General features: G+C 61.6%; 25 protein-coding genes and 1 pseudogene. 16 read left to right on the forward strand and 10 right to left on the reverse strand.

All coding sequences use genetic code 11. The features are described 5' to 3' along the window. Nucleotides 1-4 precede the first annotated feature (4 nt). A pseudogene (locus tag FHX11_RS00095) lies at nucleotides 5-316 on the forward strand (type II toxin-antitoxin system VapC family toxin); the annotation flags it as partial. Between the two features lie 12 nt (nucleotides 317-328). Here the strand turns inward: FHX11_RS00095 and FHX11_RS00100 are convergent. Genes FHX11_RS00100 through FHX11_RS00110 form a run of 3 tightly spaced genes read right to left on the reverse strand, consistent with a single transcriptional unit; the run spans nucleotide 329 to nucleotide 3,517 of the window. Beyond that, nucleotides 329-1,147, reverse strand: coding sequence for a transglutaminase family protein (locus tag FHX11_RS00100; protein WP_184353824.1), 819 nt, complete (start codon nucleotides 1,145-1,147; stop codon nucleotides 329-331). A 12-nt stretch (nucleotides 1,148-1,159) separates the two neighbouring features. Beyond that, nucleotides 1,160-2,101, reverse strand: a complete 942-nt coding sequence (locus tag FHX11_RS00105; RefSeq protein ID WP_184353826.1) for an alpha-E domain-containing protein — start codon at nucleotides 2,099-2,101, stop codon at nucleotides 1,160-1,162. Between the two features lie 6 nt (nucleotides 2,102-2,107). Further along, nucleotides 2,108-3,517, reverse strand: a complete 1,410-nt coding sequence (locus FHX11_RS00110; RefSeq protein WP_184353828.1) for a circularly permuted type 2 ATP-grasp protein — start codon at nucleotides 3,515-3,517, stop codon at nucleotides 2,108-2,110. 379 nt (nucleotides 3,518-3,896) lie between these two features. Here FHX11_RS00110 and FHX11_RS00115 point away from each other — a divergent pair, with 379 nt between their 5' ends. After that, on the forward strand, nucleotides 3,897-4,790 hold the full coding sequence (locus FHX11_RS00115; RefSeq protein ID WP_184353830.1) for a DMT family transporter: 894 nt from the start codon (nucleotides 3,897-3,899) through the stop codon (nucleotides 4,788-4,790). Between the two features lie 24 nt (nucleotides 4,791-4,814). Here FHX11_RS00115 and FHX11_RS00120 read toward each other — a convergent pair whose 3' ends face one another. After that, a complete protein-coding gene (locus FHX11_RS00120) occupies nucleotides 4,815-5,693 on the reverse strand; it encodes a DMT family transporter (RefSeq protein WP_184355727.1) in 879 nt (292 codons plus the stop codon). A 113-nt stretch (nucleotides 5,694-5,806) separates the two neighbouring features. Between FHX11_RS00120 and FHX11_RS00125 the strand changes: the two genes are divergently transcribed. Both FHX11_RS00125 and aac(6') read left to right on the forward strand, forming a co-directional pair. Further along, a complete protein-coding gene (locus FHX11_RS00125; protein ID WP_184353832.1) occupies nucleotides 5,807-6,457 on the forward strand; it encodes a GNAT family N-acetyltransferase in 651 nt (216 codons plus the stop codon). A gap of 18 nt (nucleotides 6,458-6,475) precedes the next feature. Then, nucleotides 6,476-6,928, forward strand: a complete 453-nt coding sequence (gene aac(6') / locus FHX11_RS00130) for an aminoglycoside 6'-N-acetyltransferase (protein WP_184353834.1) — start codon at nucleotides 6,476-6,478, stop codon at nucleotides 6,926-6,928. A 92-nt stretch (nucleotides 6,929-7,020) separates the two neighbouring features. Here the strand turns inward: aac(6') and FHX11_RS00135 are convergent, their stop codons facing one another. Next, nucleotides 7,021-8,685, reverse strand: coding sequence for a DEAD/DEAH box helicase (locus FHX11_RS00135; RefSeq protein ID WP_184353836.1), 1,665 nt, complete (start codon nucleotides 8,683-8,685; stop codon nucleotides 7,021-7,023). 329 nt (nucleotides 8,686-9,014) lie between these two features. After that, nucleotides 9,015-9,347 (reverse strand): hypothetical protein, encoded by a 333-nt coding sequence (locus FHX11_RS00140; RefSeq protein ID WP_184353838.1) that lies wholly within the window; start codon nucleotides 9,345-9,347, stop codon nucleotides 9,015-9,017. A gap of 313 nt (nucleotides 9,348-9,660) precedes the next feature. Between FHX11_RS00140 and FHX11_RS00145 the strand changes: the two genes are divergently transcribed. Beyond that, the gene (locus FHX11_RS00145) at nucleotides 9,661-12,918 is read left to right on the forward strand and encodes a response regulator (protein WP_184353839.1); all 3,258 of its coding nucleotides are present in this window, start codon (nucleotides 9,661-9,663) and stop codon (nucleotides 12,916-12,918) included. A 326-nt stretch (nucleotides 12,919-13,244) separates the two neighbouring features. On the opposite strand, the gene gcvA is transcribed toward FHX11_RS00145, so the two are convergent. Further along, nucleotides 13,245-14,216 carry a transcriptional regulator GcvA gene (gcvA, locus tag FHX11_RS00150; protein WP_184353841.1) on the reverse strand — a complete coding sequence of 324 codons (972 nt, stop codon included), beginning with the start codon at nucleotides 14,214-14,216 and terminating at the stop codon, nucleotides 13,245-13,247. 740 nt (nucleotides 14,217-14,956) lie between these two features. Between gcvA and FHX11_RS00155 the strand changes: the two genes are divergently transcribed. Continuing rightward, nucleotides 14,957-15,994, forward strand: coding sequence for an IS1595 family transposase (locus FHX11_RS00155; protein WP_184353843.1), 1,038 nt, complete (start codon nucleotides 14,957-14,959; stop codon nucleotides 15,992-15,994). Here FHX11_RS00155 and FHX11_RS00160 read toward each other — a convergent pair. Both FHX11_RS00160 and mnmD read right to left on the reverse strand, forming a co-directional pair. Further along, nucleotides 15,991-16,452 carry a hypothetical protein gene (locus FHX11_RS00160; protein WP_184353845.1) on the reverse strand — a complete coding sequence of 154 codons (462 nt, stop codon included), beginning with the start codon at nucleotides 16,450-16,452 and terminating at the stop codon, nucleotides 15,991-15,993. The two genes, FHX11_RS00155 and FHX11_RS00160, sit on opposite strands and share 4 nt — an antisense overlap. A 96-nt stretch (nucleotides 16,453-16,548) precedes the next feature. Beyond that, nucleotides 16,549-17,283 (reverse strand): tRNA (5-methylaminomethyl-2-thiouridine)(34)-methyltransferase MnmD, encoded by a 735-nt coding sequence (gene mnmD / locus FHX11_RS00165; protein WP_184353847.1) that lies wholly within the window; start codon nucleotides 17,281-17,283, stop codon nucleotides 16,549-16,551. On the opposite strand from mnmD, the gene FHX11_RS00170 reads away from it, so the two are divergent. The 10 genes from FHX11_RS00170 (at nucleotide 17,282) to FHX11_RS00215 (ending at nucleotide 24,240) form a co-directional block, all read left to right on the forward strand. Next, nucleotides 17,282-18,466 (forward strand): FAD-binding oxidoreductase, encoded by a 1,185-nt coding sequence (locus FHX11_RS00170; RefSeq protein WP_184353849.1) that lies wholly within the window; start codon nucleotides 17,282-17,284, stop codon nucleotides 18,464-18,466. The genes mnmD and FHX11_RS00170 overlap by 2 nt on opposite strands. A gap of 107 nt (nucleotides 18,467-18,573) precedes the next feature. Then, nucleotides 18,574-19,281, forward strand: coding sequence for a DUF1045 domain-containing protein (locus FHX11_RS00175; protein ID WP_184353852.1), 708 nt, complete (start codon nucleotides 18,574-18,576; stop codon nucleotides 19,279-19,281). A gap of 202 nt (nucleotides 19,282-19,483) precedes the next feature. Next, a complete protein-coding gene (puuE, locus tag FHX11_RS00180; RefSeq protein WP_184353854.1) occupies nucleotides 19,484-20,407 on the forward strand; it encodes an allantoinase PuuE in 924 nt (307 codons plus the stop codon). A 1-nt stretch (nucleotide 20,408) separates the two neighbouring features. Beyond that, a complete protein-coding gene (gene uraD, locus FHX11_RS00185; RefSeq protein ID WP_184353856.1) occupies nucleotides 20,409-20,906 on the forward strand; it encodes a 2-oxo-4-hydroxy-4-carboxy-5-ureidoimidazoline decarboxylase in 498 nt (165 codons plus the stop codon). Then, nucleotides 20,907-21,929 (forward strand): allantoicase, encoded by a 1,023-nt coding sequence (gene alc / locus FHX11_RS00190; RefSeq protein WP_184353858.1) that lies wholly within the window; start codon nucleotides 20,907-20,909, stop codon nucleotides 21,927-21,929. Nucleotides 21,930-21,985: 56 nt separating this feature from the next. Next, entirely contained in the window at nucleotides 21,986-22,279 is a 294-nt protein-coding gene (locus tag FHX11_RS00195) for a nucleotidyltransferase domain-containing protein (protein WP_184353860.1), read from the forward strand. After that, nucleotides 22,276-22,638 (forward strand): DUF86 domain-containing protein, encoded by a 363-nt coding sequence (locus FHX11_RS00200; RefSeq protein WP_184353862.1) that lies wholly within the window; start codon nucleotides 22,276-22,278, stop codon nucleotides 22,636-22,638. The genes FHX11_RS00195 and FHX11_RS00200 overlap by 4 nt, the downstream gene beginning before the upstream one ends. Nucleotides 22,639-22,642: 4 nt before the next feature. Further along, nucleotides 22,643-23,143 (forward strand): ureidoglycolate lyase, encoded by a 501-nt coding sequence (locus FHX11_RS00205; protein ID WP_184353864.1) that lies wholly within the window; start codon nucleotides 22,643-22,645, stop codon nucleotides 23,141-23,143. Next, nucleotides 23,140-23,496 (forward strand): hydroxyisourate hydrolase, encoded by a 357-nt coding sequence (uraH, locus tag FHX11_RS00210; RefSeq protein WP_184353866.1) that lies wholly within the window; start codon nucleotides 23,140-23,142, stop codon nucleotides 23,494-23,496. Before FHX11_RS00205 ends, uraH begins: the two co-directional genes overlap by 4 nt. 3 nt (nucleotides 23,497-23,499) lie before the next feature. Beyond that, nucleotides 23,500-24,240 (forward strand): metallophosphoesterase family protein, encoded by a 741-nt coding sequence (locus tag FHX11_RS00215; RefSeq protein WP_184353868.1) that lies wholly within the window; start codon nucleotides 23,500-23,502, stop codon nucleotides 24,238-24,240. Here the strand turns inward: FHX11_RS00215 and FHX11_RS00220 are convergent. Beyond that, on the reverse strand, nucleotides 24,237-25,376 hold the full coding sequence (locus tag FHX11_RS00220) for an alpha-hydroxy acid oxidase (protein ID WP_184353870.1): 1,140 nt from the start codon (nucleotides 25,374-25,376) through the stop codon (nucleotides 24,237-24,239). The genes FHX11_RS00215 and FHX11_RS00220 overlap by 4 nt on opposite strands. Nucleotides 25,377-25,422 lie beyond the last annotated feature (46 nt).

Below are 25,422 nucleotides of genomic sequence, written 5' to 3' on the forward strand. Positions count from 1 at the left end.
GAGGAGCCGGATTTTGATCTCGGCGATTACGCCCTGGGAGATTGCCATGCTCGCGGAGAAGGGGCGTATCGCGCTTGGCGAAGATGTTGGGCGTTGGCTCGACACCGCGCTGGCCTTGCCAGGTCTTCAGCTCGCACCCATAGAGCCGTCGATTGCGGTGGACAGTGTCCGTCTGCCGGGAGCGTTCCAAGCCGATCCGGCTGATCGGATCATTGTCGCGACGGCGCGTTTCCATCGCGTTCCGCTGCTGACGGCGGATCGCGCGATCCTCGACTACGGCGAGAGGGGTCACGTCGAGGCTCTTTCCGCAGATTGAGCCTTCACGTTATCAGCTCTGGCTCTGGCTCTGCCCCTGGGTTGCCACCGTCACCTTCACCGTGAGGGTCTCGCCCGGCGTGCCGATCCGCATGCCGGAGACGGGAGCCGCATCTCGATAGCAGAGGCCTGTCGCGATGCGGACGTAGCGGGCATCGGGGCAGACGTCGTTGGCCGGGTCGAAGCCGACCCAGCCGAGGCCCGGAACATGGGCTTCGGCCCAGGCGTGGGTGGCGGCCTGCTCGTTCTTGCCTTCCATCATCAGGTAGCCGGAGACGTAGCGCGCCGGTATGCCGAGAGCTCGAGCGCCGGCAATGAAGATATGGGCATGGTCCTGGCAGACGCCGCTCTTCTTTTCCAGTGCCTGTTCGGCTGTTGTTTCGGTGTCGCTGGTGCCGGGCTTGTAGTCCACCGCCTTGTGGATTGCGCTCATCAAGGCGTGCATCTTGCCGAGTTCGTTGTCGCCGGAAAGGCCGCGCAGCAATTCCTTGGTCAGCTTGCCGGCCTTGGTGCGCGGTGTCTCGCGCAGGAAAAGCCAGAGTGGGCTGAAACCGCTGTGCTGGCCGGTCACGCCGTTCAGATCCTCGGTCTCGACCTCGCCGCTGGCAACGATCCGCGTCGTCTGCTGTTCGCCGTCGAGCGAGACAAGCGTGGCGCGGTTGGCGAACTGGTCGTCATATTCGACCTCCGGATGGGCGCCTTCCACCGTCAGCTTCCAGTTGAGAACCGTCTGGCCGGGACCGGTGCGGGGCGTCAGCCGCAGGCGCTGCAATGAAAACTGCGACGGTTCGTCGTAGCGGTATTCCGTGATGTGGCTGATCGTCAGTCTCATAGTGTCATCCGCTTACTGATAAAACCGGTAGCCGTCGGAGATTTCCGCGCTCAGCTTGTTGTTGCGCGACACGAAATCCTCCAGGAACTCGTGCAGGCCCTGATCCATGATGTTCTTGATCGTGAGCTTCTGCAGCAGCTCGCAGATGGCGTCGGCGGTATCGTGCGCCGGCAGCCGCTTGTTGTGCTCCAGCGCCAGATAGCTGATATTGCTGACGATCTTGTCGTAGCAATAGGCGAGCGAGCGTGGCATCTGGCTGTTGAGGATCAGGAAGTCGGCGATATTGGCCGGCTTGTATTCCGGATCGTAGGCCCATTTATAGGCGCGATGGGCGGAGACCGAGCGCAGGATCGATTCCCATTGCGCATTGTCGAGCGAGGAGCCGACATGCGAGACCGACGGCAGCAGGACGTAATATTTCACATCCAGGATGCGGGCCGTATTGTCGGCGCGTTCGATGAAGGTACCGATGCGGGCGAAGTTGTAGAGCTCGTTGCGCAGCATCGAGCCGTGGAAGGCGCCGCGGATCAATCCGGCGCGGCGCTTGATGACGTCGATCGTCTCCGGCAGCTCGGCGGTCTTCAGGCGCTTGCCGAGCAGCGTCTTCAGCTCGATCCAGCACTCGTTGGTCGCTTCCCAGGTGTCGCGGGTCAGCGCCGTGCGGACCATGCGGGCATTGTTGCGGCCATATTCGATGCACGACATCACGCTCGACGGATTGGAGCGGTCGCGCATCAGATAGTCGATCGCATCGGCGCCCGAGAGCTTGCCGTGTACCTCGTTATAGGCTTCGCGGACGCCGGCGCTTTGCAGCACGCCGTCCCAATCGTCTTCGACTGCTCCGCTGCGCGTCAGCGACATGCGCTGGCCGGCATCGACGAGGCGGGCGATGTTTTCGGCGCGCTCGATGTAACGGAACATCCAGTAGAGGCCATTCGCGGTTCTTCCCAGCATGTCCGTTCAGTCCTCCAGAACCCAGGTATCTTTGGTGCCGCCGCCCTGGCTGGAATTGACCACCAGCGAGCCTTCCTTCAGGGCAACGCGCGTGAGGCCGCCGGGAATGATCCGCACCTTGTCGGATACCAGCACATAGGGACGCAGGTCGACATGCCGGGGCGCGATGCCCTTGTTGACGAGGATCGGCACGGTCGACAGCGAAAGGGTCGGCTGGGCGATGTAATTGTTCGGCCTGCTCTTCAATTTATCGGCAAATTCCGCCCGCTCCTTCTTCGAGGCGGTTGGTCCCACGAGCATGCCGTAGCCGCCGGAGCCATGGACTTCCTTGACGACGAGGTCGGCTAGATTATCGAGCACATATTGCAGGCTGTCGGGTTCGGAACAGCGCCAGGTCGGCACGTTCTCCAGGATCGGCTTGCGGCCGGTGTAGAATTCGACGATCTCCGGCATGTAGGAATAGATCGCCTTGTCGTCGGAAATGCCGGTGCCGGGGGCATTGGCGATGGTGATATGGCCGGCGCGATAGACGTCCATGATGCCGGGAATGCCGAGAGCGGAATCCGGGCGGAAGGTGAGGGGATCGAGGAAGTCGTCGTCGACGCGGCGATAGAGCACGTCGATCGCCTCGTAGCCACGGGTGGTGCGCATCTTCACCTTACCGTCGATGACGCGCAGGTCGGAGCCTTCGACCAGCTCGACGCCCATCATGTCGGCGAGGAAGGAATGTTCGTAATAGGCGGAATTGTAGATGCCGGGCGTCAGCACCGCGACGCGTGGCTTGCCGGTGCAGCCGGGAGGGGCGAGCGAGGCGAGGCTCTGGCGCAGCAGCAGCGGATAGTCCTCGACGCGCTGCACCTTGTTCTGATGAAACAGCTCCGGGAACATCTGCATCATCGTTTCGCGGTTTTCCAGCATGTAGCTGACGCCGGAGGGTGTGCGGGCATTGTCCTCAAGCACATAGAACTGGTCTTCGCCGGTACGCACGATGTCGGTGCCGACGATATGGGTGTAGACGCCGCCGGGCGGGCGGAAGCCGATCATTTCCGGCAGGAAGGCGTCGTTCTTCTCGATCAGCTCGCGCGGGATGCGGCCGGCGCGGATGATTTCCTGCTTGTGGTAGATGTCGTCGAGGAAGGCGTTGAGGGCGATGACCCGCTGTTCGATGCCCTGGGCGAGCTTGCGCCATTCGCGGCCGGAGATGATGCGGGGGATGATGTCGAAGGGGATGAGCTTTTCGGCGGAATCGGCATGTCCGTAGACCGCGAAGGTGATGCCCGTCTTCCGGAAGATGTTTTCCGCGTCGCGGGATTTGGCAATGAGATGGCCTCTGTCCTGGCCGGAGTACCATTCGAAATATTTTTCGTAAGGCGTGCGCGGACTTTCATCCGCAGTAATCATTTCATCAAATGCCAAAGGCGCGGTCCCCATGTTTTTTACCATTTGAATACAACAGTTTTGACAATGCAAGAAGTATGCGCAGTTGGAGCTACGAATTTCAGAGCCGCCAAAAATGCCGGATTTCCAGGCATTTCCGGCCGTCACATGCGTTAACGAAAGGTGACTGCCTCTAACGCGCGATCAAAAATTGAGCATCTGCTTATTCCGCTGTCCATCCTCTCGTCGCGTCCGACGAAGCCGAGGTGAAGAAAAATTGATGGTTGCGTTCAACGGATCGATTTTGACGCTTCTCCTGCCTTCGGATATCAGCGTGTGCCTCCCTGGCGCGTGACGTTCCGGTTTCAATCCCGAAGCCGGGTCCTGCTCGCGAAATCAACCTCGGTCAGATAGCTCCATGCTCCTCGATAAATTCGCGCCGGCAATCTTCGTCTTCCTGTGGTCCACGGGCTGGATCGTCGCGAAATACGCCGCGATGCATTCGGGGCCGTTCACCTTCCTGACGCTCCGTTACGGGTTTTCCGCACTTGCCTTTGTGTTGCTCTGTTCCTTCACGGGCGCCAGATGGCCGCGCGACTGGTCGAGCGTCTTGCGCGCCGTCTATTCCGGCATCTTCCTGCACGGCATATATCTCGGCGGTCTCTGGTGGGCGATCGCCGAGGGCGTGCCGGCGGGAATCTCGGGCATCATCGCCGCCCTGCAGCCGCTGATGACGGCGATGGCCGCGCCCTATCTCGTTGGCGAGCGCCTGCAGCCGATGCAGCGTTTCGGCTTGTTGCTCGGCTTCGTCGGCATCGCGATCGCCATATCGCCCAAGCTTCTGGCCTCCGACGCGGCCAGCCTCTGGCAATCGGCGGTCCCGCTCGGCGTCAACCTGCTGGCCATGGTCTCGGTCACCTACGGTACGCTGTATCAGAAGCGTCATTTGCAGACCGGCGATTTGCGGACGATCGCGACGCTGCAATATGTCGGGGCGCTGATCGTCGCCGTACCGCTGGCGCTGACATTCGAGGATCTGCATTTCGACGGCACGCATCAGGCGATCCTTGCGCTCGTCTGGTCGGTCTTCGGCCTGTCGATGGGCGCGGTCGGGCTGTTGCTCTATCTCATCCGTCGCGGGCAGGTGTCGCGCGCGGCGTCGCTGATCTATCTGATGCCACCGGCTGTTGCCATCGAGGCGGCTATTGCCTTCGGCGAGCCGCTGACCCTGCCGATCATCATCGGCACGCTGATCGTAGTGGCCGGCGTCTATCTGACCAACCGGCGCACGGCGGACGTGGTGCCCGAATAGGGCAGGCGGATTGGCTCCCCTTCGTCAGCGGCGGAACAATCTGCCGTCGACGACGAGCAGGCTGGAAAGGATGAGGGCCAGTCCGGCAAACTCGTAAGGCTCCAGCCGCTCCCCCAGGAAGACCGAGCCCAGCATGATCGCACTCGCCGGCACGAGCAGCGTCACCAGGGATGCGTTCGTCGCGCCGGCCGACGCGATGAGGTTGAAATAGAGAATGAAGGCGACCGCGGTCGTGAAGACCCCGAGAATGCCGACCGCCATCCAGGTGGATGGGGTTGAGGTCACGATTTCGTCGGCTCCGTAAAGCAGGAAGACGATCGGCACCATCAGGACGGTAGCGGCGGTGAGCTGGCCGGCCGCGACGACCGATGGCTTGATGTCCCGGAACCGCTTGGCATAGACGACGGCAAGGGCGTAGGAGATCGCCGCGCCGATGACGGCGAGCTTGGCCCAGGTCGGGCCGCCGAGATCGGACAGCAGGCCCGGACCGATCATTACGGCCGCGCCGGCGATGCCGAGCCCGACGCCGGTAAGCTTGGCGGTCGACAGCTTCTCGTCCGCCGTCAGCAGGTTTGCCACGAGGATCGTCCAGAGTGGCGTCGTCGCATAGAGCACGGAGGCCAGTCCCGCGCCGATTTTCGTTTGCCCGGTGAAGATCAGGGAAAAGGGGATGACGTTGTTGAGCAAGGCGAGGCACAGGAAGGAGCTGGGTCTCGCCAGGACGGGGGCGAAGGAGATGCCGCGCATGCGCAGCCACAGATGCAGCACCAGCGCGGCGATCGACACGCGGTAAAGCACGAGCGCTAGCGGCGGGATCTCGGCGACAGCGATGCGGGCAAAGAAGAAGGAGCCGCCCCAAAGACCGCCCAGAAGCAGAAGCTGCCCCCAGTCCCTTGCCGACATCGACCGTGTGAGTGCCGTTGTATGCAATGCCTTGCCTTCAAAATCGGGAATTCCACGATATGCTGACATTCTATCCGCACGGCATCTGATTTGGACGCAATGCCAATCCAAACATGGCCGGCCGATCCAAACCAGATTTGCGTGAGAGCCATGCGATTTCGAAATTACTGCCGCGAGGGGTTGCAAGCGCATCGCTCACCTTCTTCGAAAAGAGAGCTTTGATGGCAATTGGTATCCGGCTGGCGACTGTCGAAGATCTTCCGGATATCGCGCGTGTCGTCGTGAATTGCTGGAGGTCGACCTTCTCGGGTCTGCTGGCCTCCGATTTTCTGGAAAGCATGTCCGTCGACCATCAAGAGCGGCGCCATCGCCGCTATTTCGGACGCGCTGATGTGCGTTATCATGTTGCCTTCAACGAGAGGGATGACGTCGTCGGATTTGCAAATGGAGGGCCGAGTCGCCACACCGGTTTTACGCATGACGGCGAAATCTACGCGCTCTATCTTCTTCCGGCCTATCAGCGCCAGGGAATAGGAACGTCTCTTTTCAGCAGGGTCGCGGGTGATCTTGAAGGGGCTGGATGCAAGGGGGTACTGACATTCGCGCTCACCTGCAATCCCAACCGGGGCTTCGACCACCGATTGGGTGCCCGGCAAGCGGCGGCCGAACCGATCATGCTCGGCGGCACGGAGATCGGCCAGGTTGCTTATCTTTGGGACGATACTTCCGTCCTCATGCGAGACCTTCGCCGGCTCGCAGGTTAGGTACAACAAGGGGACCGTATGGAATCGATTATCGAGATTGGGACCATAAAAGATGTTGAGCCGTGGGCGGAGCTTCGCGTTGCGCTGTGGCCGCATCACTCGCTCGAAGATCATCGAGCTGAGTTGGGTCGGGTGTTTCTTTCGGAAAGCGGAGAAGCCGTCGCATTCATCGCACGAAATGCTGCGAATGAAGCTGTCGGGTTTGCTGAGGCCACCTTGCGACATGATTATGTGAATGGCTGCAGCAGCTCGCCCGTTCTATTCCTCGAAGGGATTTATGTCCGGCCCGTTGACAGGCGAAAGGGTATCGCACGATTGCTTTGCAATGCCGTTGCCGATTGGGGGAAGTCGCTTGGGTGTATTGAGTTTGGCTCTGACGCGCTGCTTGAGAATTCAGCCAGCCACGCGCTCCATGCCGCCCTGGGATTTGAGGAGACACGGCGCGTCGTATTCTTCCGAAAGCCGCTATAGGCCGGCGTTGCCCTTCCACGAGGATGGCTTGCCGGGCAAATCCTAATCTTCGCGACAAAAAAGGGGGCCGTTCGGCCCCCTTCCTCATTCGATCAGGCGCGTTCGCGGCGCTGGCCGCCATTGCCACGGCGCTTCATGCCGTTGTTGCCGCCATTGCGCTGTTCGCCGTCATTGTGGCGGCCCGAGGGTCGGCCATGGGCGTGGCGCTGGCCGCGATGGGCGCCGGCTTCGCCATTGGCGTTGGCCGGGCCGTTGTGATGCGGCTTGCGGGCCGGGCGGAAATCCGAGGTCGATACGAGATCGTTGTCGGCTTCGATGCGCGGCGTGCGTTCGTCGCGGCGCTGGCCCCGGAAATCGGCATTGCGGTTGTTCTCGCGCTGCGGACGATCGTCGCGATGGCGACGTTCCTGGCGCTCACCACCACGGGCGCGGGCTTCGCCGTTTTCGCCTTCACGCTGCGGGCGACGGGCGGGGCGGCCTTCGCCGCGTCCCTGACCTGCGCCGCCACGGCCCTGGCCTTGACCCTGGCCGCCGCGACCGCCGCGGTTGTTGCCGCGTGCCGGACGGCCGCGATCGGCCGGAGCCTCGCCGCTGGCGACGGCGATCTCGATGCCCATCAGGCGTTCGATGTCGCGCAGAAGGCGGATTTCGTCCGGGGCGCAGAAGGCGATGGCGATGCCGTCGCGTCCGGCGCGCGCGGTGCGGCCGATGCGGTGGACATAGGCATCCGGTACTTCCGGCAGGTCGTAGTTGTAGACATGCGAGACGCCGGGGATGTCGATGCCGCGGGCGGCGACGTCGGTGGCGACGAGAACGCGGATTTCGCCGTCACGGAAGCCCTTGAGAGCGCGCTCGCGCTGGCCCTGGCTCTTGTTGCCGTGAATGGAGGCGGCGGCGAAGCCGACATGGTCGAGATGCTTCATCAGCTTCTCGGCGCCGTGCTTGGTGCGCAGGAAGACGATGGCGCGGCCATCCGGATTGGCGGAAATGGTTTCCTTCAGGATCTCGGTCTTGTGGTTCTGGCCGGCGACGAAATGGACATATTGCTCCACCTTGTCGGCTGCCTTGCCGGGAGGCGAGACTTCGACCTTGAGCGGATCGGTCAGATAGTCGGAGGCGAGATCGGCAATGGTCTTCGGCATGGTGGCCGAGAACAGCAGGGTCTGGCGCTTGGCCGGGACCAGCTTGGCGATCTTGCGCAGGTCATGGATGAAGCCGAGATCGAGCATCTGATCGGCCTCGTCGAGGACGAGATAATTGACGTGGCCGAGCGAGATGGCGCGGCGGTTGATGAGGTCGAGCAGGCGGCCGGGAGTGGCGACGAGAATGTCCGTGCCGCGTTCAAGCTGGAGCTGCTGCTTGTTGATGGACGCGCCGCCGACCACGACGTTGATCCGGAGCTGCGTCTTGCGCACGAACAGGCGGAGATTGTCGGCGATCTGGTTCACGAGCTCGCGGGTGGGGGCGAGGATCAGCGTGCGGGTGGTGCGGTTGTCGGGCCGCTTCGGGTTTTTCAGCAGCATCTCGACGAGCGGCAGGCCGAAGGCCGCGGTCTTGCCGGTGCCGGTCTGGGCGAGGCCGATGAGATCGCGGCCCTGGAGAACAAGCGGGATCGCCTGCGCCTGGATCGGCGTCGGGGTGGCGAAGTTGTTCTGCGACAGCGTATCGACGATCTGCTTGGAAAGACCAAGCGAGTGAAAATCGGTCAATTCAATACCTTTCGGGGGCGCCAAAGCAAAAAGGCCGGGTCGCACCATGCGGTCCGGTCTGTCTCTGGCGTCAAGAACCCCGCGTGAAGTGGGAACTTGTAAGTTGGAAAAAGCTTTCCAGCGCATCCGACCGCCTTGGGTGCGGTCTCATTATCTAAGCGCTTTTGTCCTTCTCTTGCGTACGTCTAGTCCCGCAGGGCACGCTCACGCGGCGGCCGGAAGGTGAAAGCTGAGGCGCATTTGGTCTCATTTGCCGCCAAAGTCAAGGGGTAGGGTGCAAAGCTTACGGGTCGGCGCAATAAAAATGCCGCCGGGAGAGCCGGCGGCATCGTCGATGCAAGTATGACATCGGTGGGAGCCCGATGCTCTTCTAAACCTTACCGGCAGAGCTCGACGCGATAGGGCTCGCCCCAGCGGTTGTGCCGCCAGGCCCAGTAGCAGCCATGATACGGACGAACATAGACCCGCTCGTAGACCGGACCGTCGTAATAGGCGGGATAGGTGCGATAATAGGTCGGATAGGCCGGGTAGACCGGATAGGCTGGACGGGCGGCCCCGGCGACGAGAGCGCCGCCGACGACGCCGGCGGCCAGGCCGCCGAAAAATGCGCCGCGCTCGGAAGCGGCGGCACTGGTGGTGGTCACGGAGGCGGCGCTGCCCAGGGTCAGCGCTATGAGGCCCGCCGTCGTTACGGTGCGAAGCACGGACATTGAAATTCCTTTCTCGAACACAGGCCCCCCAGCCGAAGCCGACTTCGAAATTGGGCGGGAAACGGGGCGAAGTCGCGGCCAAATCGGTCGTCGCCACATTAAATTTTGTTCATGCGCGGGCGGATGAAACAGTCTGATTTCGCTCCGGAAATCGGGGGACGTCCTCGCCTTTGAGCGGCCGGCGCAGAGTGGGGCTCAAGGTTGCGATACGGCGTTCTCCGCGAGCGGCGAATATGGTTAACGGCTTGTTAAAGCGCTTCGTGATAGGCCTTGGTTCCGTAAACGATTATGAGCGGCGAGAAGAGGACCCCTGTTGAACTCGGACGGTGAACTGCTGGAGCTGGCCTGCCGCCGGATCGCCGATCTGGATCAGCCCGCTTATGTCAAGAACAGCGATCTGCGTTACGTCGCCGTCAACCGGGCCTATGCGCGCTTTTTCCGGCGCGACGTTTCCGATTTTATCGGCAATCGCAGCCGCGATCTCTTCGACGGCGGCGAGGAGGTCGACCGGGAAGACAAGGAGCGCCGTGCACTGGTCTTCGGCACCGAGGAGACGGCCCTATGCTTCGATCCCGCCGGCGATCACAGGTCTCGTGTGCAGATCGAGAGCTTTTCGCCATCCGAAGGTCGCCTTTATGTCTTCGGCGTCTTTCTCGACGCGCCGGCCGTGGCCGCGATGCCGCCCGCTGAGCGGGAACCGGCCGGCGATGCCGGCGCAAGGATCGATGAGATCGGTCTTTATCGCACGATCCTCGAGGATCTGCCGGTTGCCGCCTTCGTGCGCGACGCCGGGCATCGGCTGGTCTATTCCAACGAGGCCTATGCGGCGATCACCGGGCTCAGCCGCGCCGAGGTGCTCGGCAAGACCGAACACGAGATGTTTGAAACCGGCGGCGAGGATTACTTCGCCGAAAACGAACAGGTGCTGAACGAAGGGCGCGGTTTCGCCTTCGAGGGGCAGGTGGTCGACCGGCAGCATGTGACGCATCCGATCATGACGCGCCTCAACCGCGTCGTCACGTCGGACGGCAAGCGTTATGTCGTCGGTTCGATGACCGATATTTCCGTGCTGAAACTGCGCGAGACGGAGCTGATCGAGGCGCAGGCGCGTGCCGAAGGCTTGCATCAGGATCTGGAGAACATCCTGCGGTCCATGCCGATCGGCGTGATGATCCATGACGGCAATTACGATATCGAATATACCAACGACGCCTTCTACGACATCTGGAGCTTCCCGCGGGGAGAGCGTTTCGAGGGCCGGCCCTATCGCGACCTGATCGTCAAGCATTTCGAGCTTGGTCGCTACGGTATCGATGCCGGCAGCGTCGACGACATCTATCAGGCGCGGCTCGACTTCTTCCGCAATGCCGGAGCGCATCTGCAGACGGAGATCAGCTTTGCCGACGGCAAGACCGTCATCATGGACGCGCGCCGCATTTCCAACGGGCGCACCCTGATCGCCTATGCCGACATTTCTTCCGTGCGCCGGCAGGCGCAGGAGATCACCGAGGCCCGTCTCGCGCTGGAGCATCTCGGCGATCTGATGACGGATGCGACGCATGCCATGTCGCAAGGGCTGATGATCGTGCAGGACGGCATCATCATGCTGGCGAACGACGCGCTGAAGGAGATGCTGCGCGTTCCCGCCGACAGTCTGGAAATCGGCAAGCATTGGTCGGCCGCCTTCGAGCATTGCGCGGCGCGCGGTGATTTCGGCCCCGATCCGGAAGCCTTGCGTCTTGCCTGGGAAGAGGGCGTGGCGGCCAATAGGCCGATCTCGACGGTATTCCGCGTCGCTGGCGAGCGTTGGATGCAGCTCGAAGCGGCAATGAGCGAGAGCCGTCGCTGGACCGTGGTGCTGACCGACGTCACCGACATGAAGGAACGCGAGGCGGAATTGCAGCTGCTGCTGGCCCGCAGCGAGGCCGCCGACCGGGCCAAATCCGAATTCCTCGCCAATATGAGCCATGAGATCCGCACGCCGATGAACGGCGTTCTCGGCATGGCGGAATTGCTGGCCAAGACCGATCTCGACGCCCGGCAGAAGACCTTCATCGACGTCATCGTCAAATCCGGCAATGCGCTGCTGACGATCATCAACGACATCCTGGATTTCTCCAAGATCGATGCCGGGCAGATGCGCCTGCGCAGGGCCGCCTTCGATCCGGCGGAAGCGGTGGAGGATGTCGCGACGCTCCTGTCGTCGCCGGCGGCGGAGAAGGATATCGAGCTTCTGGTGCGCACGGCGCCCGGCGTGCCGGCGATGGTGCTGGGCGACGCCGGCCGTTTCCGCCAGATCATCACCAATCTCGTCGGCAACGCGATCAAGTTCACCGAGCGGGGCCATGTGCTGGTCGAGGTGGACAGCCAGCAGATCTCAGCCGGCGAGGTCATGCTGACGCTCAGGATCGAGGATACCGGTATCGGCATTCCCAGGGAAAAGCTCGATTCCATCTTCGAGAAGTTCTCGCAGGTGGATGCGTCCACGACGCGCCGCCACGAAGGCACGGGGCTTGGGCTTGCCATCACCGCGGGCCTGGTCGATCTGTTCGGCGGCTATCTCGAAGTCGACAGCGAGTGGGGCAGGGGATCGGTTTTCACCGTGCATCTGCCGCTGCCGCCGGTGGCTGCGCGGAGCGAGCCGCGCGCGGTGCCGGTCAACGTCAAGGGCGCGGGCGTCCTGGTCATCGACGATAACGACATCAACCGACGGATATTGAACGAGCAGTTGCTGCAATGGGGTTTTGACGGCTACGCCGCCGAAAACGGCCGGGCGGGACTGGAGATCCTGCGAACGGCTTTCGACATGGGCGTGCCCGTCGATGCGGTGATCCTCGATTATCACATGCCGGACATGAATGGCGACGAGGTGGCGCGCACCATCCGCGCCGATGCCCGTTTCGACGCCGTGTCGCTGATTTTCCTGACATCCATGGATGCGGTCGGCGGCGACAAGGAATTCGCCACACCGAACGGCCAGGCGCATCTGATGAAACCCGTCCGCGCCAATGTGCTGCGCAACACCATCATCGATGTCGTGCGCATGGCGCGCCGCCAGCGGGCGAGCGGTCATGCCGCGGTTGCCGCGCAGCTGCCGATCGAGGACGAAGCCGAGGTCGCGATCCATGCGGCCGAACGGGATATGGCGACGAGGCCCGTCAATGCCATCGATGTTCTCGTTGCCGAGGACAACGAGGTCAACCAGATCGTCTTCACGCAGATTCTCCAGGTCACTGGCCTGCGTTTCCTCGTGGTCCAGAATGGGGAGGAGGCCGTGGAGGCCTGGCGGCAGTTGCGGCCCTCGCTGATCATGATGGATGTCTCCATGCCTGTCATGAACGGCCATCAGGCCGCCGGCATGATCCGGCTGCTGGAGCAAGAAGCCGGGCTGGGGTGCCATGTGCCGATCGTCGGCGTCAGCGCGCATGCGCTCGATGTCGATCGCGACATGTGCCTGGAGGCCGGCATGGATGATTATATGTCGAAGCCGATCAGCCCCGAACTTCTCGAGGCCAAGATCCGCCGGTGGCTCGGCGAGGACGCGCTGCGGACGGAGCGTTCCGGCAATTAGAGCGTTTCAGCGCTTCGCGGAATTGTTGAAACGCTCTAACTTTTTGTTTTATGCAATTCCGGGCGGAAAACCGCTGCGCACTTTTCCGGCATTAGGTAGCAAAGACCACCAAAAGCGCCTTACGCCTCTGAATCGAAACAGAATTTCAGGCCATCATTCCCATGAATGCCGCTGACATTGATTGGGTTCGTGACAACGTTGCCAGGGAGCCGGCATCGGCGGAACAGCAATGCGATTGCGGAGAGTGACGCTTTTCAGAGTAGAGGGTGTGAATACTTCGGACATGATGCCTCTGGTTGGGAAATTCGATGCACGGCTTGGGCTGCCTAAGCCTCCCTGGTCCCGCGCCCCTTTTCATCGGATGCAGGTGTTCGCGATTCCTGACCCGGCATCTGTTCCGCCTCGTCAAGAATCCATTCGCGAAAGGCGACGACACGGGGATCGGAAGCCGTTTCCTGCGGATATACGAGGAAATAGGCGAGTTCGGACGGGATTGGGATGCCAAGATCGAAAAGCCGGACAAGCCGCCCCTCGGCCAGATCGTTTGCGACAGTGGTCAGGTCCACAAGTGCCACAGCATCCCCGCTGATCGCGGCTTGAAGCATTTCCGATGACGTGGCGAGCGCAACCGTACGACTGTCGTCGAAGGCGTCGATACCGGCAGCCGCCATCCACGTCGACCAGTTCGGCCACGCAACACCCTGTCGCTCCCATTCGATATGGACCAAGGTGTGATCAAGCAGATCAGTCGGCGTTCGAATGGGCCTCTCGGACGCGAGTAGCCGAGGACTGCATACGGGCACGACAACGTCATCAAACAATCGATCAGCGCAAAGGCCGGGATAGTTTCCCGTGCCAAAGCGAATGCCGATATCGATGTCGTCCAACTCGAAGTTGCGCACCTCGGGGGAGATATCAAAGCGCAGGTCGATTTCCGGCCAAGCGCCACGGAAGCGTTTCAGCCGCTGCATCAGCCATTTGACGGCAAAGTCCGGATCGACGGTGATTTTCAGGTGGCGGGAGCCGCGCTCGCTCCTGCGGGCCTGCGCGACGGCACGCTTCATGAGTTCGAGCGCGTCACCGGATGCGCGGCAAAGGATCAATCCAGCCTCCGTCGTGCGGATCGAGCGATTGGTGCGCTTGAAAAGCGACAGGCCGAGCTGGTCCTCGATTTCCTTGATCTGGTAGCTGACCGCCGCCGGGGTCAGGCCAAGTTCGTCGGCCGCTCGACTGAAGTTCAGATGTCGCCCCGCGGCATCAAGCGCTCTTAGCGCCCGCATTCCAGGAATCATGCTCATTTTTGTTTCAAAGAAAGTTTGAAATTCTGAACAAGAATACTCGTTTCCCTGCTCGCATTCAATATGCGAGCATGTCAATTATTCGAGAAATATCAGGTCACCGCGATAACCGCAAAGAATATGCCACATGAACTCGACCAAAATTATCCTCAATTTTTTTAATTCAAAAATGCACGATCTGGTGTGTCGATTCAACGCTGAAACGCGCCGGCGGCGGACACTGCATTACCTCAAGCGACACTTGCGTCGTCTTACTGAGCAACGTCTACGGGACATAGGCGTCAACCCGGAGAACATTCCTCATCTGACGAAATGTGAATTCGAGTTTTGAAATCAGGCCCCAATGGGCTTCTGGGAAGAAAGCCCCGACATCTGGGCATTCATTTCCACATGCCTGCAATGGGCCGAAAGCAATCGCGGGTCGCACGGATATCCAGCAAAAGGCTTTCGATCTCTCGCCAAAATTAACCATTTAGACCTCCTTCGGTCGACCTCGACGCGAAGTCCAGACAAGAACCTGGATCATGTTCAGGATGATACAAATACAGCTCTGATCTCCCGCGGCCTTTTCGTCCGCCGTTCTGCTGTGCCTGCCGTCGACCTCTGGAGTCTGAACATGACCCTCATCGCCACCGCCGCCATTGCCCATCGCTCCCACGCTAAGCTGTTGACCGTCAGTGTCTTGGTCGGGGGCTTGGAAATACGTCCGGCCTTCCTCCAGATGGCGGAGGGGTTGAGCCGTGGCGAACCCCGACGACACGCCCAGGGGCCAGCATTTCTTGCTGTCGCCAGAGTGCCGAACGCTGACGGTGCTCGATCTCGCCAAGATGCGGGATGCGACTGCCTACAACTGGTTTAAGCGCCTGCGCTGGCACCAGACGGAGGGCAAGCCTTACTGCCCCAAGTGCGGAACGTTGCGCTGCCACACGATGAGCCGTAACCGCTTCAAGTGTGCCGAGAAGACATGCAAGGCCGTGTTCAGCGTCACCTCGGGCACGGTCTTTCATGCGCGGAAGCTGAGCTTCAAGAAGATGCTCATCGCCATCTGGTTCTCGGCGAACTCGGTGAAAGGCAAGGCTGCGCTCCAGCTCTCGCGCGAGATCGGCGTCCAATACAAGACCGCCTGGGTCCTCCTCATGAAGCTGCGAGAGGCCATCGCATGGCGTAGGGAGGAGATGGTACTCGATGGCGAGGTCGAGATTGACGGCAAGTATGCTGGCGGCCACATCCGTCCTGAAAACAAGGCCGAGGATCGCATCGATCGTCGCCTCAAGAAATACCAGAACATGAAGCGGCTGTGCGCTCTTGCGATCCGCCAACGCGGACTGGGAGGGCAGACCTTCACCCGTATCATCCGAAACGAGGACGGCAACGCGGCCTGGGCGGCCGTCCGAGATCACGTGTCTCGGGAGGCAACGGTATTCTCGGACGAGCACGGCAGCTATCACGGCAGCTATAATGACCTGGCTGGTCTGAACAAGCTGGAGCGCGTCAACCACTCAAAGGCCTATCAGACGGACGATGGCACGAACACCAACCAGGTCGAGAGTTTCTTCTCACGCGTTCAGCGTGCCTATGTCGGCATCCATCATCGTTTTCCGTTGAAATACTTCGACTGGTATGTGGCCGAGCTCGCGTGGCGTGAGGATTGTCGCCAGGTGAGCAACCGCGGCCATACGTTCCAGGTGCTTGGCAAGGCACTGTGTCGCCCGACGTCACGCTATCTATGCGGATACTGGCAGGGCAACAAGCCGCCGGACCTGATCTGGGAAGGCTAAGTAGCGACCTCCCATAGAACCTTCCGACCGTCGAACTGACCCGACTGCCGCACACGTCCTGCAGTCGTCAGTTGGGTCAGGACCGCCGACAAGCGGTGTGCGATGTCTGAGAGATTGGCTGGCTCGCTCGCGATGCCGAGCTTGGCTGCAAACTTCGCGGCGCAGTCGGTCACCGAAATCGGTTCCCCTGCCTCGCCCAGAACCTCCAAGACGGCTTGGCGTTTGTTCACGCCGCTCATCGCCGCCTTCACCTCGGACGATGACCGATTGGCCTTCTGAGAGCGTTTCCCCTGTTCAGGCCCCGTCAGCGCTGATGCCTGGTAGTCGGGCCCGCAGCTCAGGATGACGCGGTCCAGCGCTCTTATCAGTTCTTGAATGTCGCCCCGCTCCCTCTCAAGCTGTTGCAGCCTGTCAGTAAAGGCGGCTCGTTTCTGCTTCAACTCGTACGCTACATTCATTCGGGGCTCCGTTTTCACCGGAGCCAAGGTAGCCGCAACACCATTTCAGGTCTGGTGGCTTTTGCTACCTAATGCCGCACTTTTCGTGGAATTGCTTTAAGCCTGCCTGATCCCGCAGAGCATTTCCCGCTTGCCGGCGAACCCCTTGCGCCGTTCGACGGTAAAGCCCGCCGCCTGCAGGTTGCGGCGCACGAAACCGGCGGCGGCATAGGTGGCGAAACTGCCGCCGGGCGCGGTCTTGTCGTACAGACGTTGCATCAGGTCCGGCGACCACATGTCGGCGTTTCGCGATGGCGCGAAACCATCGAGATACCAGGCATCGAAACCCGCGGCTGCCTGGCTGACGCCGTCGATCGCCGGCCCGCAGACGACGGTGAGGCGCGTGCGGGCATCAAGGGCGAGGGAGACGACGCCACGCGGATCTTGCGGCCAGGCGGCGACAAGCGCCCGGCGCTCCGCGTCGATCTCGGGCCAGCGCGACAGCGCACGGTCGATCTCCTCGGCCTGCATCGGGTATAGCTCGAAGGACATGAAATGCAGCTGCGCGCCCGCCTCGCCATGCTGGCGCCATTGCCGCCAGGTCTCGCAGAAATTCAGGCCGGTGCCGAAACCAAGTTCGCCGATCAGGAAGCGTTCTTGTCCGGCCCAACGCGCGGGCAGGCCATTACCGGCGAGGAAGACATGGCCGCATTCCAGCCGGCCGTCCGTCTGGCAATAAAAATGGTCGCCAAAGGCGGTCGAATAGGGCATATCGCCGTCGCGCCATTCGAGCTTAGGGCTTGCCGCATTGGTGTCGGGCGTTTGCGTCCGATTGGAAACTGGATCTGTCATGGGAAAAGCCGATAATCCTCCAGCGCTTGCGGGTCAATCATCCGTCGATCTGCTGATCGTCGGCGGCGGCATCATGGGCCTGTGGGCCGCGGTGCATGCGGAGCGGCTGGGCATCAAGACGCTGCTCGTCGATGCTGCCCGGATAGGCCAGGGGGCGAGTGGCGGCCTGCTGGGCGCGCTGATGCCGCACATGCCGGACAAGTGGTCGGAAAAGAAGCAATTTCAATTCGATGCACTCGTGTCTCTTGAGGGTGACATTGCGGTTTTGGAAGCGGAAACCGGGCTTTCCGCCGGCTATCGTCGTTCGGGCCGGCTCATTCCGCTGCCGAAGCCGCACCTGCACAGGATCGCACTCGGTCATTCGCAGGACGCCGAGAGACATTGGTGCCATGGCGATCGGCAATTTCATTGGCATGTGTCCGATACCGCGCCGGTCGATGGCTGGATCGATCCAAACGCCGGCGCCAGCGGCTTCGTCTTCGACACGCTCGCCGCCCGCGTCGCACCGCGTTCCCTGTTGAAGGCGCTGGTAAGCTTTCTCGGCAAAGCGAAGCATGTCCGGCTTGTCGAGGGATTGCAGGTGGACGGCATCGATCCGGACAATGGTGTTGCGTCGACCCGCGAGGGCACCATTCGTTTCGGCCGTTGCATTCTCTCGGCTGGGCATAGTTCCTTCCCGATCCTCGATGGCGTGACTTCGGGTCTTCATTCTTCCCTCGGCCAGCCGGTCAAGGGACAGGCCGCGCTCCTGAAGGCGGATGTCGATGCCGGCCTGCCGGTGATCTTCCGTGACGGCCTCTATATCGTTGCGCATGAAGGTGGCCTGGTAGCCGTCGGCAGCACCAGCGAGAACCGTTTCGACGATCCCCTATCGACCGATGGCCTGCTGGATGGCCTGCTTGCCGCGGCACGGGCGATGGCGCCTGTGCTCGCCGATGCCGAGGTGGTCGAGCGCTGGGCTGGCCTCAGGCCGAAGGCGATCGATCGCGACCCCATGGTGGGGGCGCATCCGGAGCATCCGCGCCTGATCGCGCTGACCGGAGGCTTCAAGGTCAGCTTCGGCCTCGCTCATCGCCTCGCCGAGGCGGCGGTCCGGGCGGCGGCGGGCGCTGTCTGCCCGTTTGAATTGCCGGAGACATTCGCGCTTTCGAGCCATATTACTGTAGCATCGCATAAAATGTGAATATATGGAGAGTTTACGGGGCTCTCAGGTCGTCAATCTGTCACGCAAATCACCTATCTCCTTGCTCGTCGGCGAGCACTTGGTTCGCCGTCTTCGGAGGAGATTTCATGCGCTACGCCATTTGCTTCACGCCGTCCGCGAGCGATCCGCTGACGCTCGTGGCCGCGAATTGGCTCGGCCGCAACGTCTATTCCGGCGAGATGGTCGATCCGCCGGCCATCCGCGGCCTCGGCATCCACGAGATCGCCTTCCATACCGCCGTGCCGCGCCGCTATGGCTTCAACGGCACATTGAAGGCGCCGTTCAGGCTGGCGGAGGGCATGTCGGAAGCCGGCCTGTTGCGCGACCTCATGCGCTTTTCCGGCGCACTGACGCCCTTCGAGATTTCCCGGCTGGAGGTGGCGCGTCTTGGTTGTGCCTTCGGCCTGGTGCCGTCGGAGCCGTGCCAGCCGATGCATTTCCTTGCCGCATCGGTGATCCAGGCCTTCGATCACTATCGCGCCCCTCTCACCGAAGCGGAAATCGAACGCAGCGACCCGGATGGTCTCTCGGCGGCGCAGTTCGTCAATCTGCATCGCTGGGGCCATCCGCATGTGATGGACGAATTCCGCTTTCACATGATGCTGACCGGTACGGTCCACGTCACCGATCTCTCGCGCATGGAGCAGGTGCTGCGCGACGTCTTCGAGCCCGTCCTTGCCGATCCGGTGCCGGTGGCAAATATCGCACTGATGATGGAGGAAGGAACCGGCGGTCCGTTCCGGGTGCATTCGCTACATCCGATGGGCAAAGTCAGTGCCCGGAGGATCGCCTGAAGCATGCCGCGCAAAAGTGTGCAGCGGTTTTGCGAACAATGACATGCGCAAAATCAAAGACTTAAAGTGCGAGGAGCGAATCTGAAAGATCGCGATGCGCTTTAAGCGCTTATTCCTGAAAGGAAAGTGAGTTTCTCACTTTCCGGCTCGACATTCCGGCCGTGAATGCTACCGTCTGCCGCATATTCGAGAAGGTGCCTTCATGTCCGATATCTATTCCCGCAACCTCGTTGGCTACGGTCGCAACCCGCCCGATCCGAAATGGCCTGATGATGCCCGCGTCGCGGTGCAGTTCGTGATCAACTACGAAGAGGGCGGGGAAAGCTGTATTCTCGACGGCGATCCGGCTTCCGAAAACCTGCTGTCGGAAATCGTCGGTGCCGCACCCTGGCCGAACCAGCGCAATCTCAACATGGAATCGATCTATGAATATGGCTCGCGCGCCGGCTTCTGGCGGCTGTGGCGCATGTTCACCGAACTCAAGGTACAGGCGACCGTCTACGGCGTGACGCTCGCCATGGCGCGCAATCCGGAAGCGGTCGCGGCGATGAAAGAGGCGGGCTGGGAAATCGCCAGCCATGGCTATCGCTGGCTGGAATACAAGGATTTTAGCGAGGATCTGGAGCGCAAGCATATTCTCGAAGCCGTGCGCCTGCATACGGAGCTGACCGGCGAGCGGCCCTACGGCATGTATCAGGGCAAGCCGTCCGACAACACGCTGCGGCTGGTCATGGAGGAGGGCGGTTTCCTCTATTCGTCGGATTCCTATGCCGACGATCTGCCCTATTGGGTCGACGGCGTGAACGGCAAGCCGTTCCTGATCATTCCCTATACGTTAGAGACCAACGACATGCGCTTCGCCACGCCGCAGGGCTTCAATTCCGGCGACCAGTTCTTCACCTATCTCAAGGATGCCTTCGATACGCTCTACGAGGAGGGCAGGCAGGGCAGTCCGAAGATGATGTCCGTCGGCCTGCATTGCCGTCTGGTCGGCCGGCCGGGCCGGGCAGCGGCCCTCAGGCGCTTCATCGAATATGTGCTGAAGCACGACAAGGTCTGGATACCCAGGCGCGTCGAGATCGCCCATCATTGGCATCAGCATCATCTTCCTGCCGGCGCGGCCTGAGATGGTGACGCGCGACGATTTCGTGGCCCGTTTCGGCGGCGTCTTCGAGCATTCTCCCTTCATCGCCGAACGTGCCTATGATGACGGCGCAATCGTCGAGCCATTGACGTCGGGCGGTGTGCATGCCGCCCTGGCCGCTGTCTTCCGCGCCGCCAGTCCGCAGGAGCGGCTTGGCGTTCTACGGGCGCATCCCGATCTGGCCGGCCGGCTGGCGATTGCCGGCGAGCTCACCGAGGACAGCCGCAAGGAGCAGGCCGGCGCCGGGCTCGACCGGCTGACCGCCGCAGAACATGCTCGCTTCACCGAGCTCAATACGGCTTACGTGACGAAATTCGGCTTTCCCTTTATCATCGCGGTCAAAGGACTGGGCAAGGACGATATTCTTGCAGCCTTTGAAATGCGGATCGGCAATGGCCGGGACGCGGAATTTGCGACCGCGACGGCGCAGGTGGAGAAGATTGCCCTGCTGCGCCTGCAATCCATGCTTCCGGAGACCTGAATGACCGATAATGCCGATACCAGCCTGCCGTCTTTCGCGGTCGGTGCTATCAACCTTGCCTCCGCGCGTCTCGGGGCGAGGGGGCTCTATGCGACCGACGAATTCTTCGCGCCGCTGGAGCGCATGCTGCAGGACGTGCCGGCAAGCTTCGATCCGGAGCTCTACGATGACAACGGCAAGTACATGGATGGCTGGGAAAGCCGTCGCAAGCGCGTGCCCGGCCATGACTGGGCGATCGTCCGGCTCGCCATGCCGGGCCGCATTTTCGGCTTCGACGTCGATACCAGCTATTTCACCGGCAACTATCCGCCCCACTGCTCCATCGAAGCCGCCTTCGTCGCGGATGGTGATCCGACGGATGCGACCGTGTGGACCGAAATCCTGATGAAATCGCCGCTCGGACCGAGCGCGCATCATTATTTCGAAGTGGCCGACAGGCAAAAGATCTGGACGCATCTTCGCCTGCACATCTATCCCGATGGCGGCGTGGCGCGTCTGCGTGTCTACGGTTCGGCCTATTTCGATTGGTCGAAGGTCGGCGGCGGGGAGCAGGTCGACCTCGCTTATATCTTCAACGGCGCCAAGGCGCTCGCCTGGTCGGACGCCCATTACGGTCATCCCGACAAGATGCTTGGCCCCGGCCGCGGCATCAACATGGGCGATGGCTGGGAGACCAAGCGCCGGCGCGGGCCGGGCCATGACTGGGCGATCATCCGCCTCGGCCATCCCGGCATGATCAACCGCGTCATCGTCGACACGGCCTTTTTCAAAGGCAACTTCCCGGACACATGCGAGCTGCTCGGCGCCTATCTGCCTGGCCACGGTGACACGTTCACGGATGCGGAGATTACCGCTTCCGAGAACTGGAAGCCGATCCTGTCGCGCCAGAAGCTGCAAATGGATCATAGTCACGAATATGGCAGCGATGTTCTTGCCTCGATCGGCCCGGTGACGCATGTGCGCTTCGCCATGCATCCCGATGGCGGCGTGATGCGGCTCAGGCTTTTCGGCAACAAGGCATGATCTATTTTGTCTTCGCTGCGCATGGCATATATTGCGGCTGAAGGAGCGATGCCGCGATGAAGCCATCGGAAGCATTGGAGAAAAACAGGCAGGCGATCCGCGACGCCACCAGGCGGTTCAAGGCGGAGAACCCGCGTGTTTTTGGTTCAGTTGTGCGTGGCGAAGACAAGCTCGACAGCGATCTCGACATTTTGGTGGACCCCTTGCCGAGGGCGACTTTGTTCGACCTGGGTGAGCTGCTGGAGGAATTGGAAGACCTTCTGGCGGGCACGAAAATTCATCTTCTGACACCGGGCGATTTTCCGGAAAAAGTGCGCGCGCGCGTTCTCGATGAGGCGAAGCCAGTATGAGTTTGGACCGGTTGATTGCGCATCTTGATCGCATGCAGCAGGCTGCGTCAGAGGTCGGTCAATTTATTCAAGGGATTGATAGAGACACGTTTCTCAAGGACGTTGAGAAACAGCGTGCGGTCGGCATGAATCTCATGATGATCGGTGAGGTGGCCACTCGCATCATGGAGGACTATCCGGAGTTCGCCGCCGAGCATCCGGACTTGCCGTGGCGCGCGATGCGCGGCATGCGAGACCGAATTGCGCATGGATATTTCGACATCGATTTCACGAGTGCCTGGGAAACCGCGCGTAAATCTCTTCCCGAGTTGCTCTCACAACTCGACTCCATCCGCCATTGGCGGGCAGAAGGTGAATGATCATATGACACAGACGCTCGAAATCCACCCTCTGACAAAGGCTGCCTTCGCGCCGTTCGGGGATGTGATCGAGGCCGATCCGGCGACGATGCGGTTCATCAATGGCGGCACGACGGAGCGTTTCCATGCGCTGTCCGCTGCCGAAGCCATCGGTGACGGCGCACGCGTGATCCTCAACATCTTTCGTGGCCAGCCCCGCGCCTTTCCCTATGCCATCGAGATGATGGAGCGCCACCCCTTCGGCAGCCAGAGCTTCGTGCCGCTCAACGACCGTCCGTTTCTGGTCGTGGTCGCGGAGGATGAAGGCGGCAAGCCGGGGACGCCGCGGGTCTTCCTGGCGCGTGGCGACCAGGGCGTGAACTACCGTGCCAATGTCTGGCACTATCCGCTGATGGCCCTCGGTGAGCCGAGCGATTTCCTCATCGTCGATCGCGATGGGCCGGGAAACAATCTGGCGGAATTCTTCTTCGACACCCCCTTCACCATCGGAGCGCCGACCCCATGACCGGACTGACGACCCATGTGCTCGATACCGCCCTCGGCAAGCCGGCCGAAGGGCTGGTGATCGATCTTTTCAGGATCGAGGGGGAGGTGCGACAGCATCTGAAGACGGTCACCACCAATGCCGACGGGCGCGTGGACGGCGGGCCGATCCTGATCGGCGACAGCTTCGTCGCCGGCACCTATGAACTGCTGTTCCGCGCCGGCGATTATCTGCGTGGGACCGGAGCCAGTTTGCCGGATCCGGCCTTCCTCGATCTGGTGCCGATCCGCTTCGGCATCGCCGACACCGCGGCGCACTATCATGTGCCGCTGCTGATCTCGCCCTACGGCTATTCCACCTATCGCGGGAGCTGACCCTTGCGCTTTGCTGTCATCGCTGATGTGCACGGCAATCATCTGGCGCTGGACGCCGTGCTTGCGGATATATCCCGCCAGGGCATCGCCGATATCGTCAATCTCGGCGATTGCTTCAGCGGACCGCTGACCGCGGGAAAAACGGCCGAGATCCTGCTTGCGACCGACGCGGTGACGGTGCGTGGCAATCACGACCGCTATCTGATCGAGCAGGCGCCGGAGGCGATGCATGCTTCCGACAGGGTCGCGCATTCGCAACTCGGCGAACGTCATCTCGAATGGCTGCGCAGCCTGCCTTTCAACGCGGTCTACAAGGACGAGGCCTATCTCTGCCATGCGACGCCGTCAGACGACAATGTCTACTGGCTCGAAACCGTCTCACCGGACGGTCATATCCATCTGAAGCCCATCGAGGAGATCGAAACCCTGGCCGTGGACATCGATTTCCCGCTGATCCTATGCGGCCACAGCCATATTCCGCGCGCCGTCATGCTTCCCGACGGCCGCCTGATCGTCAACCCCGGCAGTGTCGGCTGCCCGGCCTATGACGACGATCTGCCCCATTATCACAAGGTCGAGGCCGGCCACCCCTTCGCTTCCTACGCCATCATGGAAAAGTTGGATGGCATCTGGATACCGACCTTTCGGCAGGTGGCTTACGATTACCGCGCGATGGCGGAACTGGCGGCGGAACGAGGGCGCAAGGACTGGGCCAGCGGGCTGGCGACGGGCTGGCTGCGCTAGACGTCAGCGAGAATATCGCGCCCCACCGCCTTGATATCCCGCTTGCCGCAGAGCGCCATCGACATGTCGAGTTCCTTGCGGATGATCTCCAGCGCCAATGTGACGCCATCCTTCCCCATGGCGCCGAGGCCATAGAGGAAGGGGCGGCCGATGTAGGTGCCCTTGGCGCCGAGCGCCACGGCTTTCAACACATCCTGGCCGGAGCGGATGCCGCCGTCCATATGCACCTCGATCCTGTCGCCGACGGCATCGACGATGCCAGGCAGCATGCTGATGGAGGAGGGGGCGCCGTCGAGCTGGCGGCCGCCATGATTGGAAACGATGATGGCATCGGCGCCGGTATCGACGGCGGCCTTCGCATCCTCGACGTCGAGAATGCCCTTGATGATCAGCGGCCCGCCCCATTGTTCCTTGATCCAGGCGACATCGCTCCAGGACAGCCGGGGATCGAATTGCTCATGCGTCCAGGTCGACAGCGATTTCAGGCTGGTGACGTTCTTGGCATGGCCGATGATGTTGCCGAAGCTGCGGCGCTTGGTCTGCAGCATGCTCATGCACCAGGCCGGCCGCGTTGCCACCTGCCAGATGTGCTTGGGCGTGAATTTCGGCGGAGCGGAGAGGCCGTTGCGGATATCCTTGTGGCGCTGGCCGAGGATCTGCAGGTCGGCGGTCAGCACCAGGGCAGAGCATTTTGCCGCCTTGGCGCGGCTGATGAGGTTCGTCACGAAGTCGCGATCCTTCATGACGTAGAGCTGGAACCAGAAGGGCTTCGTCGTCACCGAGGCGATGTCCTCGATCGAGCAGATGCTCATGGTCGAGAGCGTGAAGGGAATGCCGAATTCCTCCGCCGCGCGCGCCGCCAGCATTTCGCCGTCGGCATGCTGCATGCCGGTCATGCCCGTCGGCGCCAGCGCCACCGGCATCGACACCTTCTGGCCGATCATGGTGCTTTCCAGCGAGCGATTGGTCATGTCGACGAGGACGCGCTGGCGCAGCTTGATCCTGGCGAAGTTGGCCTCGTTCGCGGCATAGGTCGACTCCGTCCAGGAGCCCGAATCCGCATAGTCGAAGAACATTTTCGGCACGCGCCGTTTGGCGAGCTGTTTCAGTTCGGCGATGGTAAGCGGCGCGGTCATGGCAATCTGCCTTCTTGATGGAAATCCTATGGGAGGGTTCGAGTCA

Origin of the sequence: Rhizobium sp. BK602 (assembly GCF_014195095.1) — a bacterium.
Classification (GTDB): domain Bacteria; phylum Pseudomonadota; class Alphaproteobacteria; order Rhizobiales; family Rhizobiaceae; genus Rhizobium.